This is a genomic window from Mesorhizobium sp. M0019 (genome assembly GCF_040323975.1).
Taxonomy (GTDB): domain Bacteria; phylum Pseudomonadota; class Alphaproteobacteria; order Rhizobiales; family Rhizobiaceae; genus Mesorhizobium.
On sequence record NZ_JAMYVK010000036.1, the window covers coordinates 57,567 to 75,086 of the forward strand.

Below are 17,520 nucleotides of genomic sequence, written 5' to 3' on the forward strand. Positions count from 1 at the left end.
GGCCGGGGTCAAACCCGGCCATGTTGTTTTTGGCGACGCCTTTGTCACGCGTTCGAGATCACTTCGTGGATAGGGAAACAGCAGTCAACTGAGGTTCCTCGGCAAAGCGAACCAGCACGGTGCCGTCGGTTACCTGCGCGCCTTCGGCAGCAATCTCGGCGATAACCCCGTCATGGGGCGCGGCAATGGTGTGCTCCATCTTCATCGCCTCCAGGATCAGCAGCGGCTGGCCCTTGATCACGGACTCACCTCTGGCAGCACGCACCAATTTGACCAGGCCGGGCATTGGCGCGCGCAGGCTGCCGGAAGCGGCGGCGGCTTCGTCGGTTCGCGCCAGCGGATCCGGCACGGCAAAACCGTAGCCGGTTGCACCATCGAAGACCGTGACGTGGCCCGGCCAGCGGGCGAGGCGAGGCGCGGCGCGAAGATCATACGAATTGACGCTGTCATAGGGCGCATCCAGCGCCACCTCGAACCGCCCGTCCGGCCGCACCGACACGCGCGTGACGATCTCCTGCTCGCCAAACTTCAGCAGCATGCGCCGCACTACAGCGTGGAAATGCGCATAGCCGGCCAGCGACAACCAGGGATCGTCCGAGGACGGCAAGTCGCGCGCACCGGACGCGGCAAGTGCCGCGGCGGCAATCGTCTCACCGCCCGGCGGCGGAACCGCCGTCAATGCCTGCTGATGCCTGGCGATCAAGCCGGTATCGACATCGCCCGCCGCAAAATCCGCATCAGCGGCCAGCGCGGCAAGAAAGCCAGTGTTGACCGTTGAGCCGGCGATTTCTGTCTGCGACAGCGCCGCGCCAAGCGCTGTGAGCGCTGCCCGTCTGTCCTTGCCGTGGATGATCAGCTTGGCGATCATCGGGTCGTAAAACGGCGAAATCGCATCGCCGGCGCGCACACCGGTTTCGATGCGCATGGTCGCACCCTCCGGTGCCGGCTGCGGAAATTTCAAATGGTGCAAGGTGCCGGTCGCCGGCAAAAACCCTCTTGCCGCGTCCTCGGCATAGATGCGCGCCTCGAAGGCGTGGCCGGAGAGCGCGATCTCGCTCTGCGTCTTCGGCAGTTTTTCGCCGGAGGCTACCCGCAACTGCCACTCGACCAGGTCGATGCCGGTGACCATTTCGGTGACGGGGTGCTCGACCTGCAGGCGGGTGTTCATTTCCATGAACCAGAAACGGTCGGCCTTCAGCCCTTGCGAGGCATCGACGATGAACTCGATCGTGCCGGCGCCGGAATAGTGGATTGCCTTGGCGGCTTTCACCGCCGCCTCGGTCATCGCCTTGCGCAGTGCCGGCGTCATGCCCGGGGCAGGCGCCTCCTCGATCACCTTCTGGTGGCGGCGCTGTGCCGAGCAGTCGCGTTCGTGAAGATGCACGGCGTTGCCGAAATTGTCACCAAACACCTGCACTTCGATGTGGCGAGGCTTGTCGACATATTTTTCCACCAAGACGCGGTCGTCACCGAACGCGGCTTTCGCCTCGCGCCGCGCGCCCGACAGTGCTTCCGAAAAATCATCGGGATGCTCGACGCGCCGCATGCCTTTGCCGCCGCCGCCGGCGCGCGCCTTGATCAGTACGGGGTAGCCTATCTCGCGCGCCTTGGAGGCGAGCAACACGATCTCCTGCGCTTCGCCATGGTAGCCCGGAACGACAGGCACGCCGGCCTTTTCCATCAGCCGCTTGGCCGCGTCCTTCAGTCCCATGGCGCGGATCGAGGCCGCCGACGGGCCAATGAAGATCAGCCCCGCCGCGACCACCTGGTCGACGAAATCAGGGTTTTCCGAAAGAAAGCCGTAGCCCGGATGGATGGCCTCGGCACCTGTGGCCAAGGCCGCCGCGATGATCTTGTCGCCGCGCAGATAGCTTTCGTTGGCGGGAGAGGCGCCGATATGCACCGCTTCGTCGGTCATTTCGACATGCAAGGCGCGATCGTCGGCGTCGGAATAGACGGCGACGCTGCGCACACCCATCCTGCGTGCCGTGCGGATCACCCGGCAGGCGATCTCGCCACGGTTGGCGATCAGGATCTTGGCGAACATCGGGCCTCCACAGGCAGAGCTGCCGCCAACGGCGCGAATTCTCGTCACGCGAGCTGCGGCAATGCCCTGCTTTGTAGTCTGGCGGTCAAAGGGTAGGCAAGCGAGGCCTGCCTACTTTGAGGCCGCGATTTCGCAAGCTCCCCCGGTCGTGACCCTGTAACGGTCGCGGGTGGCCTGGCAGGATTTCATCGCCATATCCTCGGCAGCCTTTTGCGAGGGCGCATTCAAGCGCGAGCCGCACAGGATGTACAACGAACGCACCCGGGAATACGGAGTGGGTCGCATAAGCTGAATGGCCGCTGGCCGCCACATAGGCCTTATATGCCTTGGTGCATGGCCGATCCGCGGTCGCCGGAAAATACGGGTAGAAGCGGACGTCGCCCTTGCTTCCAGCCAGCGATTCCGCCGCGCCGACATTGGGGCTCGAGATTAGAAGCAACCCGGTTATTAGCGAGAAGACTGCTTGTTTGACGCTTATAGATTTCATTTTTCCCACCCATTGAATACGTCGAAGGCCGACGAGTGTCGGTCTATTTGGAGGCAGCTATGGCGCAGGCCCCTGCAGTCGTGACCTTGTACTTGCTGCGCGCGGACTGGCAGGATTTCAACGCCAGCGCCTCCGCAGCCTTCTGGGATGTTGCATTCAGATAAGCACCGCAAATAGTGAATTCGGTTGCCCAGTTGAATGGCGTCATCGCATAGGCCGAGTGACCGCCAGCCGCCACATAGTCCTTGTAATTCTTGCCGCAGCCTCCGATTGTACCCGGTGCAAAATAGACCGGAAAGCGGCTGTCGCCCTTGCTTCCCGCCAGCGATTCGGCGGCGCCGACATTCGGTGCAGAGGCCACAAGCAGTGCAAGTACCGACATGGTTGCTCGCTTGATTGATAAAGATTTCATTGCCAAACCCATTTGAACCCCAACCACTGAAATATATTCGCCTACTTGGAGGCAGCGATTTCGCAGCCGCCGCCTGTTGTAACTCTGTAACTGTTGCGGGCGGCCTGACAGGATTTCAACGCCAATTCTTCGGCAGCTTGCTGTGACGGTGCATTCAAGCGCGAGCCGCAGATGATGTACAGAAAACGCACCCGGGAATACGGAGTGGTTGCATAGGCTGAATGGCCGCCGGCCGCTACATAGGCCTTGTAGGCCCTGGTACACGGATCCTTCGGGCTCTGCGGCAAATAGGGATAGAAACGGGTCTCGCCCTTGCTTCCCGCCAGCGACTCCGCTGCGCCGATGCCAGGGGTCACTAATATAAGCAACCCTGCAAGTAAATGCACAGTTGTTCTCTGAAAAACCCGCCGCCTCATCTTCGCCCAATCCCCATTGGTATTTGCGATGATCAATAGCCGTGATTCTTTCGTCTGGCCAGATCGAGAAGCAAAAAATAGTCTGGAGATGTGGTGGGTTGTCTCCCGCGCAGGGTCACACCCTGCCGAGTGCAGCGACGACCCGCTGATACAATTCGGCCGTCGGCTCGTCGAAGCAGCAGAAAATGACGGTTTCCGGAACGATGTTCTGGCCGATGAAGGCGCTCACGGTCCCGACAGCAATTTGCGTCGCCTGATCCTTCGGATAGCGGTAGGCCCCGGTCGAGATCGCAGGAAACGCCACCGTCCGGCAGTCCTTTGCGGCGGCGATTTCGAGCGACCGGCGATAGCAGGAGGCGAGCAGTTCGGCTTCTCCTTTGCTGCCGCCTTGCCAGACCGGCCCGACCGTATGGATGATGTAGCGCGCGGGCAGCCTGTAGCCATTGGTGATTTTTGCGTCGCCGACCTTGCAGCCATGCAAGGTCCGGCATTCTGCCACAAGCTCGGGGCCGGCCGCGCGGTGGATAGCGCCGTCGACGCCGCCGCCTCCGAGAAGAGAGGTATTGGCGGCGTTGACGATGGCATCGACCGCCAGCTTCGTGATGTCGCCGGTTTGAATGCGAATCCTCTGGCCGATTTCGCTCATCTCACATCCTGAACACGCCGAATTTTGTCTCCTCGATCTCGGCGTTGAGCGCGGCCGAAAGGCTGAGCGCCAGAACCTCGCGGGTCTTGGCCGGATCGATGATGCCGTCGTCCCAGAGCCTTGCCGACGAATAGAGCGGGTGCCCTTCATGCTCGTACTTCATCAGGATTGGCTTCTTGAATTTCGCTTCCTCCTCGGCGCTCCATTCCCCGCCCTTGCGCTCGATGCCTTCGCGCTTGACCACGGCCAGCACCGTTGCCGCCTGCTCGCCGCCCATCACCGAAATGCGGGCATTCGGCCACATCCACAGGAAGCGTGGCGAATAGGCGCGTCCGCACATGCCGTAATTGCCGGCGCCGAACGAGCCGCCGATGATCATCGTTACTTTCGGCACCTTGGCGGTGGCGACCGCCATCACCAGCTTGGCGCCGTCCTTGGCGATGCCGCCGGCCTCGTATTTTCGCCCGACCATGAAGCCGGTGATGTTCTGCAGGAAAATCAGCGGGATCTTGCGCTGGCAGCACATCTCGACGAAATGCGCACCCTTTAGCGCGCTTTCCGAAAACAGCACGCCATTGTTGGCGATGATGCCGACCGGCATGCCGCTGAGATGGGCAAAACCGGTGACCAGCGTGGTGCCATAATTCTGCTTGAACTCATCGAACTCGGAGCCGTCGACGGTGCGGGCGATTACCTCGCGCACGTCGTAGGGCTGGCGCAGATCCGTCGGCACGATGCCGTAGAGTTCATGTGGATCGTGAAGCGGCGGAATCGATTTCTGTAAGGCAAGGCTTACAGTCTTGTTCCGATTCAGGTTTTTGACGATACGCCGGCATATGGCCAGCGCATGCTCGTCGTCGAGCGCATAGTGGTCGGCAACGCCGGAAAGCCTTGTGTGCACGTCGGCGCCACCGAGGTCCTCGGCGGTGACGTCCTCGCCGGTGGCCGCCTTCACCAGCGGCGGCCCGCCGAGAAAGATGGTCGCCTGGTTGCGCACCATGATTGTCTCGTCCGACATCGCAGGCACATAGGCGCCGCCGGCCGTGCACGAACCCATGACGCAGGCGATCTGCGGAATGCCGGCGGCCGACATGTTGGCCTGGTTGTAGAAGATGCGGCCGAAATGATCGCGGTCGGGAAACACCTCGTCCTGGTTGGGCAGATTGGCGCCGCCGCTGTCGACCAGATAGACGCAAGGCAGATTGTTCTGCAATGCGATCTCCTGTGCACGCAGATGCTTCTTCACCGTCAGTGGATAATAGGTGCCGCCCTTCACCGTGGCGTCATTGACGACGACCATCACTTCGGTGCCTTCGACGCGGCCGATGCCGGCGATGAGGCCGGCCGAAGGGATGTCCTCGCCATACATCGACCATGCCGCGAACTGGCCGATTTCGAGGAAGGGCGAGCCTGTATCGAGCAATTGGGCTAGGCGTTGCCGCGGCAGGAGCTTGCCGCGGGAGACGTGCCGCTCACGCGCCTCTTCCGAGCCACCGCGCTCGATGGCGGCGGCTTTTTCAGCAATATCGGCGACCAGCGCCCGCATGCGCTCGGCATTGGTGCGGAAGGCATCGGAGGCGGACGACATCTGAGAGGTGAGGGGGGCCATGGCGCTACCGGATCAGCTCGATCTTGCAGCCGACATCGAGGTCGCCCCAATCGCGATCAGCGGTGACGGCAATGGCATTCTCGCGAATTGCCAGCGCCAGGCAAGCCCGATCGCCCAGCGACAAGCCGCGATGCCGCGTCAATTGGCGAAGCTGCCCGGCGGCGATGCCCATCGCGTCGTCGAAAACGGCGATCGGCATGCCGAGACTGGCGAGGTCGTCCGCGGCCTGTTCCATGCTGCGTCCCTTGTCGATCAGCTTGGCGATGATTTCGGCCGCATTGACTGAACTGCATTGTGCGTCCGGCGCGAACCCCAAAGCATTATCGGTACCTTGCTCGTTGAGCAGGATTGCGAGCGCCGCCGAACTGTCCATGACGTAGGGCTTCATTTCGCCCGCTTTCCCGTTGTCCCTTCGGCGTGAAGCCGGTCGAGACGCTTGTCGCTTCGACGCTGCTCTTCCCGTCGCTCTTTCAGAAATTCGTCGACGACGCTTTCACCGGGCTGTTTCAACGCTGACAATTCGGCCTGGACGCGTCGCAGATTCTGCAGCCACGATCTTACCCGCAGCTCGCCGTTTTCGACATGAAGGATCATGTCCTCGCCAGGCTTCACGCCCATCTCCTCGCGCATCGCGGCAGGAATGACGAAGCGCCCGCCCTCGCCAAGCTTGACACGCTCGCGTTTCGCCGGAGCACGAAGCTGTGGTTGGCGAGCGCCGGCGTCGAACCGTGCTTGCGGATCTTCGTCAAATCCGGACTTTCCCGTTTTGCCAGCCATGGTCCGTCTCGCCTGTGTTGTGGCACATATTCCGAAGTGTGCCACATCGTGCGGCTTCTGGCAAAATCTCAAAAAGACGCCATCAGGCGCCCTCCGCCATGATTTCCCGCCCGATCAGCCAGCGACGGATTTCGCTGGTGCCGGCGCCGATCTCATAAAGCTTGGCGTCGCGCAAAAGCCGCCCGGTCGGGTAATCGTTGATGTAGCCGTTGCCGCCCAAAAGCTGGATGGCGTCGAGCGCCATCAGCGTCGCCTTTTCGGCGGCGAAGAGGATACAGCCGGCGGCGTCCTTGCGGGCCGTCTCACCGCGATCGCAAGCGGCGGCCACGGCATAGACGTAGGCGCGCGCCGCGTTCATCGTCGCATACATGTCGGCTAGCTTGCCTTGCACCAGCTGGAACTCGCCGATCGGCTGGCCGAACTGCCTGCGTTCGTGCACGTAAGGGATCGCCACGTCGAGGCACGCAGCCATCAGCCCGATCGGGCCGCCGGCCAGCACGGCGCGTTCGTAGTCGAGGCCCGACATCAGCACCTCGACGCCGCGCCCTTCCTCGTGCAGCACATTGTCGAACGGCACTTCGACATCCTCGAACACCAGCTCGCCGGTGTTCGAGCCGCGCATGCCAAGCTTGTCGAGCTTTTGCGCCACGGAAAAACCGGCAAAAGCCTTTTCGACGATGAAAGCGGTGATGCCGCGCGAATTGAGTTCCGGATCGGTCTTGGCGTAGACGACCAGCGTCTCGGCGTCCGGCCCGTTGGTGATCCACATTTTGGTGCCGTTGAGCACATAGCGGTCGTTGCGCTTTTCGGCGCGCAGGCGGAGCGACACCACATCAGAGCCGGCACCCGATTCCGACATCGCCAGTGCGCCGACCTTTTCGCCGCTGCAGAGCGAAGGCAGATATTTTTCCTTCTGCGCCTGCGTTGCCCAGCGGTTGATCTGGTTGACGCAGAGGTTGGAATGGGCGCCGTAGGAGAGGCCGACCGAGGCCGAGGCGCGCGAAATCTCCTCCATCGCCACGACATGGGCGAGGTAGCCCATGCCGCTGCCGCCGAAATCGGGATCGGCGGTGATGCCGAGCAGGCCGAGCCCGCCGAGCTCCGCCCACAGATGTGCCGGGAATTCGTTCGAGCGGTCGATCTCGGCGGCGATCGGTGCGATCTTTTCCTGGGCGAAGCGCCGCACCAGGTCGCGCAGCGCCTCGATGTCTTCGTCAAGCCCGAAGTTGAGCGTATGCGTGTACATGCCGTTCCTCCCGGCGCACGATCCCGAAAATCGGGATCATGCGCGAAATCAAGTTGCTAGAGCGTCCTTTGCGCGCCCGAATAGAGGCGCGGCGTCGTAGCTCGTTGACGCGCCATCGCTCTTTGCTCCAACAAGGCGCATTGTCATTGCTAGATATGTAGCGGTGACTTCGGCGATCGACAGCCGTTCGCCCGGCCGGAACCAGACGATGACGCCGGTCATCATCTGGATCAGCGCCATGGCGGTGAGCCCGGTGTCTTCGATGCTGAATAACCCCGCTTCGACGCCGTCGCGCAGGATGGCGCGCAGCTCCTTCTCGTAGGCCGTGCGCATGCGCAGGATCTGCGTGAGTTTTTCATGCGACAGGCTGCGCAGCTCCATGTTCGAGACATGGGTGGAGTGGCGGCGTTCGATATGGAAAGCGATGTGGTTTTCGACATAAGCGGCAAGCCGCGCTGCCGGATCGGCGCCGACAGGGCGTGTTGCGCGCCACGCCTCGATCAAGCCTTCCATATGCTCACGCATCAGCGTGAACAGAAGGTCCTGCTTGGTCGGGAAGTAGCGGTACAGCGCCGCTGCCTGGACGCCGACCTCGGCCGCCAGCTGGCGCATCGACATCGCCTCGTAGCCGAGACGCGCAATCAGGCTGACCGCCGCCTCGCGGACCGCAGCTTCGGTCTTCTCTCCGTCGGAACCGGTCGTACGCGCCATGACAAGCCGCCTTTTCGCGGACAATAAAACAAACGTTCAATTAATTCAAGGACCGAGGCATGTCCGGGCAGGGCAATGGCTTCAGATTTGCTCTATCTGCACCCTCGAGAATTTTGTGCGATGGAAGCGAATGAGCAGGACCATGCCTTGCTAGGCAACAATCCTGAAACCCGCGGACATATCGCGAACCTCGATCTCCTCGACGTCGACTTTCGAAACCGCTGCCCCCGGCGGCCCTTGCCAAAACCGTTCGATCATTGTCGAGACCGCCGCACCGGTACCTGCGATCAAGGCTGTCACCGAGCCGTCAACTTCGTTGCGCACCCACCCGGCAAGGCCAAGCGCCGACGCCTCGCGCCGCGCCCAGACCCGGTAGCTGACGCCTTGCACCTTGCCGTATATGCGTACCTGCACCGTACGATCGGTCATCGCGCTCTCCATCCTTTGAGTCGAGTCTGGCGCATCGCCGTGCAAATTCAACCGCGCAACGTGCATCGAAGGTCTCTCTCTCCGGTCGCTATCCGCCAGCTTCACGTGCGAGATAGGCGACGTCTCCATTAATGATTGACTAAGTCAAATAATAGGCGATCATGGCCCTGACGGAGCGGTCCGTCCGAAGGAGGTCGACATGCCGGCCGATCGGAATGCCCTTGTCGCGGAGATACGTGGCTTCAATCGCTTCTACACGCGCCTGATCGGGCTGCTCGACCTGACCTTGACGCACAGCGCCTATACGCTGGGCGAGGCGCGGCTGCTGTTCGAATTGGGCGGCCGATCCCGCGCTGTCGCCAATAGCGGCGGTGAGGCAGGGTTTCTTGCACGGGCGTTCCACCTCGATCTCCGGCCGGCGGCCTCCGAAATCGCTGCCGAACTCCGGCTCGATCCGGCCTATGTCTCACGCGTCCTGAGGAGGTTCGCCGCCGCTGGCCTGACCGAGACACGCTCTGACCCAGCCGATCGGCGCAGACGTATCCTGTCGCTGACCGCTCGCGGAAGTGCTGAGCTCGCCAGGCTTCAGGCTGCGGCGGATCGCGACCTCGCCCGGCTGACGGCCGGCCTCGCCGATGACGCGGCTGCCGAATTATCGGCCGCCTTGAAGCGCGTCATGCGCCTGCTCGGGGAGAAATAGCGGGCAGCACTGGAATCCCGGCGTTGCGCTCTTCAGTTCCCCCGCGCTGCCGCCAGTGCGCCAGGCAGTTCCTCGGCAAAGATGTCGAGCTCCTGGTCGAGGCCGACACTGACCCGGATGCAGCGGTCGAGAACCGGCACCATCGGCTTGCGGATGAAGACGTCGCGTGACAACAGCGCCTGCAGCACTTTCAGTGCGAAAGCGCCGTCGCGGCCGCAGTCGATGGTGACGAAATTGGTCGCCGAAGCCAGCGGCTTCAGCCCGTTCGCTTCGGCTATTGCGGCGATACGCCGGCGGCCGGCGGCGACCCGCGCCACCACGCTATCCAGCCAGGCCTGATCGGCAAGCGCCTCGACACCGGCGATCTGCGCCATGCGGCTGACGCCATAGTGGTTGCGGATCTTCTCGAAGTCCCGAATCACCTGGGCCTCGGCCACCGCATAGCCGCAGCGTATGCCGGCCAGCCCATAGGCCTTGGAGAAGGTGCGCATGCGGATGACGTTCGGCCGCGCCACATCGATCGGCGGCAGCGCTGAGGCTGGCCCTAATTCGCCATAGGCTTCGTCGAGCACCAGCATTGTGGTCTCCGGCAAGGCTTCGATGAATCGGCTGAGCTCGGCGGCTTCCCACCAGCTGCCCATCGGATTGTCCGGATTGGACAGGTAGACCAGTGGCGCCTTTTCCCTGGCCACTGCTGCCAGCAGGCCGTCGAGGTTTTCCCGATCGTTCTCGTAGGGCACTGCGACCAGCCGGCCGCCGACGCCGGCAACATGAAAGTTGAAGGTCGGATAGGCGCCGAGCGAGGTCACCACCGCATCGCCCGGCGCCACATACATGCGCGCAACCAGGCTGAGCAGCCCGTCTATGCCTTCGCCGACGACGACGTTTTCGGCGCCGACACCGAGATGCCGGGCCACGGCTACCTTCAAATCGTGATTGTCAGGGTCGCAGTACATCCACATGTCGCCGGCAATCTCGGCCATACGGGCAATGACGCGCGGGGAAGGGCCAAAGCTGCTCTCATTGGCGCCGATGCGGGCGCGAAAGGCGCGACCGCGATCACGCTCCTGCGCCTCCGGGCCGACAAACGGTACCGTGGCGGGAAGCGCGTCGATGAGCGGCGTAAGGGGAGGGCGCATGGCAAAGGCTCGTTCGAAAAGGGGCCTTCTTGCTAGCCTGCTGGCTTGGCCTGCGCAAGTTCCGCGGCAGGCGGGCACGTCAGGCTGGATTCTCCCGGATCATTTTGCTAGCGAGACATGATGAGCAACCGACTGCCGCCCGCTTGGTCCAAACACATAAAGTCCCGCCCGGCGCCGAAAGTGCAGCCGCCGAAAGCGAAACCGCCGTCGAGCGCGCAAGCTGACGACATGCTGTTGCGACAGGCGCTCGAACTTCAGCAAGCCAAGCGGCTCCCGGAGGCGGAGGAATTATGCCATCGCGTTCTCGCCCGGACGCCCAACCACCCGCTTTCGTTCTACATCCTCGGCACGTTGGGGCTCGGTGTCGACGATGAGTTGGCCTTAGAATATTTCGCGCGGGCGGTCGGCGAGGCGCCCAGAAATCCTTATTTCCATCTCAGTCTGGGCGAGGCCTATCTGAAGGTCGGCGAACAAATGCCCGCCATCAGACACTTGCAGCACGCCTGCGAATTGAAGCCAGACCTGGTGCAAGCGCTTTGCCTGTTGGGGCGTGCCTATGTCGAGCTTGACGAGGCCGACATAGCTTTGCCGTTTTACGAGAAGGCGCTCAAGGTCGACAGGAATTATGCGCAGGTCAGAACCGGTCTGGCCAGGGTGCTCACCAGCCTCGGCCGCATGGATGAGGCCACGGCCTATCTGAAGGAGGCGATCGAGCGTCGGCTCGATCTGGGCGAGGCCTACAACGATCTGGTGCACACTCGCAAATTCGCTGATGAACCTGCCGAACTTGGATATATTTTATCCGAACTTGCCAACCCGAAGCTTCCCTCAGAAGTCGCGCAGCTGCTCCATCACGCCGCCGGCAAAGTGCTGAACGACATTCGGCGCTATGAAGAGGCGATGGATCACTTCCAAAAGGCGAAAAAGGTAGCTGGCTACGATTTCGACCTCGAATCTTATCGGCGCTGGGTCGATTCGATAATCGACTTCTTCACTCCGGAGATGCTGGCAGCCAAGGCCGGTCATGGAAACCCCTCGGACGTGCCTGTGTTCATAGTCGGCATGCCGCGTTCAGGGACGACTCTGACTGAGCAGATATGCGCCAGCCATCCGGACGTTCACGGTGCAGGCGAACTTAACAAGCTGCGGCGAGCCGCGAATGGACTCGGTTTCAAAAGTCGCTCGGCCGCAGCGTTACAGAAATCGCTCACGACGCTAACCGCAGACCTGGCCAAGATGCTGGCGGAAGAACATTTGGCTTACCTGCGGGAGCGAGCTCCGGCCGCGCTTCGCATAATCGACAAGAGACCTCATAATTTCGAGCTTATCGGTCTCATCGGCATTCTGTTTCCCAATGCCCGCATCATTCATTGCCGTCGCGATGCCATCGACAATTGCCTCTCGTGCTTTGCTCTGAACTTCACGGAGACGCACAGTTATAACGCCGACTTGGAGACATTGGGGCTGTACTACCGTGAATATGACCGCTTGATGCGACACTGGGACAGGATTTTTCCAGGACGTATTCTCGAAAGCAGCTACGAGATGCTGGTTGCGGATCAGGAGGCGCAATCGCGCCGTCTCATCGATCATCTGGGGTTGCCCTGGGACGATGCCTGCCTGCGCTTTTTCGAGAAGGACAGGTCGGTCAATACCCCGAGCCGCTGGCAGGTTCGGCAACCGATCTACAACTCGTCCGTCAAGCGCTGGAAAAATTATGAGAACAAGATCCAGCCGCTGATTGATGCCTTGGGCGACCTGGCCGAACTTTGAAGAAGTGCGTTCGATAGGCCGAGGTCGGTCGTTGCTGTCCGATTGATCCTGCGGGCCAGCGCTTCAGATCGAGCATTTCTTTTCTTTTGCGCCTCCGGACAAGCGCCCGTAGCGAGCATTGCAATCGACCAGTCCTGCGATCGATGTTCAGCAGCAACCTGCATTCATGTATCGAGAGTTGATAGCTGACACGAAAAACCCGGCGGTTGCCCGCCGGGTTCGATTTCAGTCAGACTTGCCTGTTAGAACGAGCGCTGGAAGCGGAGCATGCCGCCGATGCTGTCCTTGTCGTCGGCATTGGTCCAGTTGCGATCATAGGCTTTGTCAAACTGACCGTCGTGGGCCCAATCGACTTCGGCAGTGATCGTGAAGCCGGGAACGATATCATAGGCGACGTTCGCGGCGACGCCGTAGTTCTTGTCGTCGTCAACCGACGCCTGGAGGTTGAACGAGGTCTTCTCGTTGATAGTGTAGGTGCCACCACCCCAGACGGCCCAGTTACCACCCCATTGCTTGTAGAAGTTGCGGTCGATGTTGTCGTCAGAGCCGTAGCCGGCCATGATGAACAGCGTCAGGTTCTGTATCGGCGTAACATCGAGGCGAACCTTGCCGGCCCACTCTTCCCAGGTGCTGTCATAGGCGGCGACGCCGGTGATCGAGCCCCAGCCCTGTGTGTATTTGATACCGCCGACGACATACGGAACATAGCTGTCGATGGAATCATTGCCGCTGTTGCTGTCCTGGAAAACGCCAGGAGCCGCAGCGGCACTGCCCGAACCGGTTTCCAACGAAGCCACGGCCGAGAAGCCGTTGCCGGCGTCGAAATAGTACTGGACGACATTGGTGTCGAAGCCGCCATAGGGAACCAGCGTATCCTGGATGACGTTGCCGGCGTAGCCGATGAACGTGTCGAAGGCCGATTCGTCTTTACCGACGCGCAAACCACCGAGCTGGATCCAGGCGAAGTTCAGCGAAACACTTGTGCCGCCATTATAGTTGTCGTCGAGGTAATCGTTGTGGTTACCCCAGTTGAAGCGGGTTTCGGTGTAGGTCTTCAAGGTGCCCATCTCAGTCTCTTGACCGGTCCAGGTCTTCAGCGTGAAGCGGGCGTGCTTGTAGTAGGTATCCTGCGAGTCGCCGTCCTGCTGATCGGTGGTCTTTGCACCGTCGAATGAGCCGACGTCACCGATGCCGATGTCATAGCGGACATAGCCGCCGATGCGCAGGCAGGTCTCCGTGCCGGGAATGTAGAAGTAGCCGGCGCCGTAGACGTCGCAAATCTTGACGTATTCGGCGGGTTCCGGCTCGGCGACGACGACGGCGTCGGCGGCGCGCGCACCGGAAACTGCGATCAGTGCCGCAGCGGAGCCGAGAAGAAGGCTCTTGATGTTCATTTTCTGACCTCCAGTCAAAAGTTAAAAAACGGGTCTGGGTATTCTTTGCTGAAGGACAGCGTTCCCTGCCCCATCCCCACTACCGAAAAAGATGCGCACCGCGCCGCTCCTTCAAACCCGACATTACCCATGAGGCGGCGGCGTTCAACCACGATCGTACCGGCAAAAGGTTTGTGGTGGCGCTATCGCCTGGCGTTGTTGCACAAATGACACGATTTGGCCTCACTCCGAAAGCTCCCATTAACCAATAGCCCTCCGCAAGCCGTTGCAAACGGCGGATTCCGGCGATGATCTGCCCGAAATGTGACCATGGCCCGAGTCGCCAAGCGGGGAATTGCCGCAGAATCGCCGCACAGCCAGGGCGGCGCTTTGGCGGAAGCCCGATTTTTTACGGATAATAGCGCCGGCTTGTTGATTGTGCCGACGCTTTTCTTTATCCACCGGCGCAACGGAGAGGTGGCCGAGTGGTCGAAGGCGCTCCCCTGCTAAGGGAGTAGAGGTCAAAAGCTTCTCGTGGGTTCGAATCCCATCCTCTCCGCCACCCTACGCCCTGCGGGCTTCGGGTGGCAGGCCACCCGAAACCGCATTTTGGGCGTGGGGTGTCGCCCGAAGCTACGAAGTAGCGTAGGGGGACCATGTGGTACGTCTATTTTCTGCAACTCCGTTATTTTCTGCAACTCCGTACCTGCGGGCTTCGGGTGGCAGGCCACCCGAAGCCGCATTTTGGGCGTAGCGTGTCGCCCGAAGCTACGAAGTAGCGTAGGGGGACCATGTGGTACGTCTATTTTCTGCAACTCCGTAACGGCGATGTCTATGTCGGATCGACCAACGATCTTCGACGCCGTTTTGATTCGCACCGATCAGGCTATGTGACTTCGACTAAGGCTTATCTGCCTGTAATCTTGAAGGCCTACATCGGGGTTGAAACCGAGGCCAACGCACGGCAACTCGAGCGATATTTCAAGACCGGTTCGGGCAAGGCCTTTGCGAGTAAACGTTTTTGGCCGACAGGGCCTCACTGACGGCCTTAGGGCCTATCTATTTGAAATATAAATAAAAACGAACCCAACGAGCTGCTTTTCGCCGACCTCCGTCCCGATTCTGACTGGAGGTCAGAAAATGAACATCAAGAGCCTGCTTCTCGGCTCCGCTGCGGCACTGATCGCAGTTTCCGGTGCGCGCGCCGCCGACGCCGTCGTCGTCGCCGAGCCGGAACCCGCTGAATACGTCAAGATCTGCGACGTCTACGGCGCTGGCTACTACTACATCCCCGGCACCGAAATCTGCCTGCGCATCGGCGGCTATGTCCGCTACGACATCTCTGCCGGCGACCAAGGCTCGTTCGACGGTGAGAGGTACAATGATCTTCTGGATCCCGACGATGTCAATGACGGCTATTACAAGCGTGCCCGCTTCACGCTGAGGACCTGGACCGGTCAAGAGACCGAGATGGGCACCTTGAAGACCTACACCGAAACCCGCTTCAACTGGGGATCGGGTCACGCCGACGGCCCGTACATACCCGATGGCGACCCTGGCTATTCTGCCTTTGGCAGCCAGGGCGTTTCGCTGAACTTCGCCTGGATCCAGCTCGGTGGTTTGCGCGTCGGTAAAGACGAATCGGCGTTCAACACGTTCAGCGGCTACGCCGGCAATGTCATCCAGGATACGATCGTCCCATACGGCGGCTTCGACTCCAACGTGGTCCAGTACTATTTCGACGCCGGCAACGGTTTTTCGGCCGTGGCTTCGCTGGAAACCGGTGAAGGTAATAATTACACCCCCGCTGTGGGTGCGGCCGACGCCACTGGCGGCGGTTCGGATTCGATCGACAGCTACGTTCCCTATGTAGTTGGCGGTCTGAAGTGGACGCAGGGCTGGGGCTCGATCACCGGTGTTGCTGCCTATGACAGCAGTGCGGAAGAATGGGCCGGCAAGGTCCGCTTGGACATAACCCCGATGCAGAACCTGTCGCTGTTCATCATGGCCGGCTATGGTTCGGACGACAATCTGCCGCGCAACTACTACAAGCAGTGGGGCGGCAACTGGGCAGTTTGGGGTGGTGGCACCTACACGATCAACGAGAAGACCTCGTTCAACCTCCAGGCGTCGTACGACGATGCGCAGGAAGCTGGTGTCGCGGCTAACATCGCCTATGACATCGTTCCCGGCTTCACGATCACGGCCGAAGTCGACTATGCCCACAACAGCAATCATTTTACCAACGACTTCGGTGGCTATCGCTATAACTGGACTGGCATCCCGGATGGCAAGAAAGACGCCGTCGGCGGCATCCTCCGCTTCCAGCGCTCTTTCTAAGGGCTGGACTTAAGGCAAGTGAAATCCAGCCCGGGCGCTTTAACGCCCGGGCTGTTTTTGTTTTCGCGACTGGTAGCAAACAGAAGGAAAAGGGGGTTCGGTAGCTGAACAGGGTTGTGGAACGATGTCGTTGGGATCCGCCACTGGTGGATGAAATCGGCCGCAACGCTTAAAACTCTTGAAAGGGCACCGCCAAGCAGGTAGGTCTAGGCCTATCCACTCGGGGGTGTGGCGAATAATGACGAACGATGCGATTCAAGAGGGAGGGACCTCTGATCATTTTTCGATATTTTCTTCTCAAACTGCAAAGATAAAATACAGTTATAACAAGATACGAGAAGTAAAGTCGCATAGGATTGGAGAACTTTTTTCAGCATACCGGGACATACTTTGGGATGACGGGCGGCACAAATACAATGTCAGCTCTTTCATCGGCGAAATAGACGAGATCCTCCTAGGGGAGCGTTTCAGTGCCTTTGACCAAAGCACCCTCGACAACCTTATCGGCACCTTGCGCCAGCGCGGCAACAGCAACGCAACCATCAACCGGAAGATGGCTGCCCTCAGCAAACTGCTGCGCAAGGCTCACAAGATGGGGGATATCCACAGCCTGCCCGAGTTCCGCCGCCAGAAAGAGCGGGCGGGACGGATTCGTTTCCTCGAAAGAGACGAGGAGGCCAGGCTGTTCGCCGCCATCAAGAGCCGCAGCGAGGACGCTTATCGGCTTTCCGTCTTTCTCGTCGACACCGGCTGCCGTCTCGGCGAAGCGCTGGGCTTGATCTGGAACGATATCCAGGAGCACCGCGTCAGTTTCTGGATCACCAAATCCGGCCGCAGCCGTACCATCCCGATGACCGAGCGGGTAAAAGAGGTGATCAAGCTGCCGGCCACCGAGGGCCGCCGGCCCAAAGGTCCGTTCACCAAGCTCAGTCAGGCGCAGTTTCGTGCCATCTGGAACGATGCCAAGGCCGAGGTCGGGCTTGGCGCCGACGATCAGGTCGTGCCGCACATATTGCGCCATACTTGTGCCTCGCGTCTCGTCCAGGGCGGCATCGACATCAGGCGCGTGCAGATGTGGCTCGGTCACCAGACGCTGTCGATGACCATGCGCTACGCCCATCTGGCCACCAACGATCTCGACGGCTGCGTCACCGTGCTGGAAACGCCTCGGTCCGGTGGCTCGGACATCGGCGGTGCAAGCGCTTTGTCTTCTCATTCAGCGATGGATGAGCAGAAGAATAAGCCGGCTAAGAGCGAAAAGTCTCCGAAAACCGTGGTGAAAAGGGCAAAATCCCGGTAGTGTCGCTCATCTGGCTCGCGTACGGCTCTCCCTTCTCCCACAAGGGGCTAGCGTGCGCACACATCTGATTTGGCGGGGATTAGTTTGGATTTGCAAGAGCGAAGCCCTCGGCGAT

Annotated in this window: 17 protein-coding genes and 1 tRNA gene; 6 read left to right on the top strand and 12 right to left on the bottom strand. The window is 60.7% G+C overall.

The annotated features are described in order from the left end of the window. Positions 1–58 precede the first annotated feature (58 nt). The 10 genes from NKK47_RS23755 to NKK47_RS23800 form a co-directional block, all read right to left on the bottom strand. On the bottom strand, positions 59–2,047 hold the full coding sequence (locus NKK47_RS23755; RefSeq protein WP_352578436.1) for an acetyl/propionyl/methylcrotonyl-CoA carboxylase subunit alpha: 1,989 nt from the start codon (positions 2,045–2,047) through the stop codon (positions 59–61). A 530-nt stretch (positions 2,048–2,577) separates the two neighbouring features. Then, positions 2,578–2,958, bottom strand: a complete 381-nt coding sequence (locus NKK47_RS23760) for a hypothetical protein (RefSeq protein ID WP_245274740.1) — start codon at positions 2,956–2,958, stop codon at positions 2,578–2,580. Positions 2,959–2,987: 29 nt separating this feature from the next. Continuing rightward, positions 2,988–3,362 (bottom strand): hypothetical protein, encoded by a 375-nt coding sequence (locus NKK47_RS23765; RefSeq protein ID WP_352578451.1) that lies wholly within the window; start codon positions 3,360–3,362, stop codon positions 2,988–2,990. A 115-nt stretch (positions 3,363–3,477) separates the two neighbouring features. After that, positions 3,478–4,008: an O-acetyl-ADP-ribose deacetylase gene (locus NKK47_RS23770; protein WP_023677796.1), complete on the bottom strand. Its 531-nt coding sequence runs from the start codon at positions 4,006–4,008 to the stop codon at positions 3,478–3,480. Between the two features lies 1 nt (position 4,009). Next, on the bottom strand, positions 4,010–5,617 hold the full coding sequence (locus tag NKK47_RS23775) for a carboxyl transferase domain-containing protein (RefSeq protein ID WP_352578438.1): 1,608 nt from the start codon (positions 5,615–5,617) through the stop codon (positions 4,010–4,012). A 4-nt stretch (positions 5,618–5,621) separates the two neighbouring features. After that, a complete protein-coding gene (locus NKK47_RS23780) occupies positions 5,622–6,005 on the bottom strand; it encodes a type II toxin-antitoxin system VapC family toxin (protein ID WP_023677795.1) in 384 nt (127 codons plus the stop codon). Then, positions 6,002–6,394, bottom strand: a complete 393-nt coding sequence (locus tag NKK47_RS23785) for an AbrB/MazE/SpoVT family DNA-binding domain-containing protein (RefSeq protein ID WP_023677794.1) — start codon at positions 6,392–6,394, stop codon at positions 6,002–6,004. Before NKK47_RS23785 ends, NKK47_RS23780 begins: the two co-directional genes overlap by 4 nt. 82 nt (positions 6,395–6,476) lie before the next feature. Continuing rightward, the gene (locus NKK47_RS23790) at positions 6,477–7,640 is read right to left on the bottom strand and encodes an isovaleryl-CoA dehydrogenase (RefSeq protein WP_352578439.1); all 1,164 of its coding nucleotides are present in this window, start codon (positions 7,638–7,640) and stop codon (positions 6,477–6,479) included. A 48-nt stretch (positions 7,641–7,688) separates the two neighbouring features. Then, positions 7,689–8,351, bottom strand: a complete 663-nt coding sequence (locus NKK47_RS23795) for a TetR/AcrR family transcriptional regulator (RefSeq protein ID WP_352578440.1) — start codon at positions 8,349–8,351, stop codon at positions 7,689–7,691. A gap of 150 nt (positions 8,352–8,501) precedes the next feature. After that, complete coding sequence (locus tag NKK47_RS23800; RefSeq protein ID WP_352578441.1) at positions 8,502–8,780, bottom strand: acylphosphatase; 279 nt, start codon at positions 8,778–8,780, stop codon at positions 8,502–8,504. Between the two features lie 199 nt (positions 8,781–8,979). On the opposite strand from NKK47_RS23800, the gene NKK47_RS23805 reads away from it, so the two are divergent. Further along, the gene (locus NKK47_RS23805; RefSeq protein WP_352578442.1) at positions 8,980–9,480 is read left to right on the top strand and encodes a MarR family winged helix-turn-helix transcriptional regulator; all 501 of its coding nucleotides are present in this window, start codon (positions 8,980–8,982) and stop codon (positions 9,478–9,480) included. A gap of 32 nt (positions 9,481–9,512) precedes the next feature. Here NKK47_RS23805 and NKK47_RS23810 read toward each other — a convergent pair whose 3' ends face one another. After that, entirely contained in the window at positions 9,513–10,619 is a 1,107-nt protein-coding gene (locus tag NKK47_RS23810; RefSeq protein ID WP_352578443.1) for a pyridoxal phosphate-dependent aminotransferase, read from the bottom strand. Between the two features lie 120 nt (positions 10,620–10,739). Here NKK47_RS23810 and NKK47_RS23815 point away from each other — a divergent pair, with 120 nt between their 5' ends. Next, positions 10,740–12,392, top strand: coding sequence for a tetratricopeptide repeat-containing sulfotransferase family protein (locus tag NKK47_RS23815; protein ID WP_352578452.1), 1,653 nt, complete (start codon positions 10,740–10,742; stop codon positions 12,390–12,392). A 242-nt stretch (positions 12,393–12,634) separates the two neighbouring features. Here the strand turns inward: NKK47_RS23815 and NKK47_RS23820 are convergent, their stop codons facing one another. Then, positions 12,635–13,786 carry a porin gene (locus NKK47_RS23820; RefSeq protein WP_352578444.1) on the bottom strand — a complete coding sequence of 384 codons (1,152 nt, stop codon included), beginning with the start codon at positions 13,784–13,786 and terminating at the stop codon, positions 12,635–12,637. Positions 13,787–14,236: 450 nt separating this feature from the next. Between NKK47_RS23820 and NKK47_RS23825 the strand changes: the two genes are divergently transcribed. The 4 genes from NKK47_RS23825 (at position 14,237) to NKK47_RS23840 (ending at position 17,405) form a co-directional block, all read left to right on the top strand. Then, positions 14,237–14,327: transfer RNA gene (locus NKK47_RS23825), tRNA-Ser, on the top strand. A gap of 229 nt (positions 14,328–14,556) precedes the next feature. Beyond that, on the top strand, positions 14,557–14,808 hold the full coding sequence (locus NKK47_RS23830; protein ID WP_352454363.1) for a GIY-YIG nuclease family protein: 252 nt from the start codon (positions 14,557–14,559) through the stop codon (positions 14,806–14,808). Between the two features lie 97 nt (positions 14,809–14,905). Next, positions 14,906–16,105 (top strand): porin, encoded by a 1,200-nt coding sequence (locus NKK47_RS23835; RefSeq protein WP_352454364.1) that lies wholly within the window; start codon positions 14,906–14,908, stop codon positions 16,103–16,105. 238 nt (positions 16,106–16,343) lie between these two features. Then, positions 16,344–17,405, top strand: coding sequence for a tyrosine-type recombinase/integrase (locus NKK47_RS23840; protein ID WP_352454365.1), 1,062 nt, complete (start codon positions 16,344–16,346; stop codon positions 17,403–17,405). Positions 17,406–17,520 lie beyond the last annotated feature (115 nt).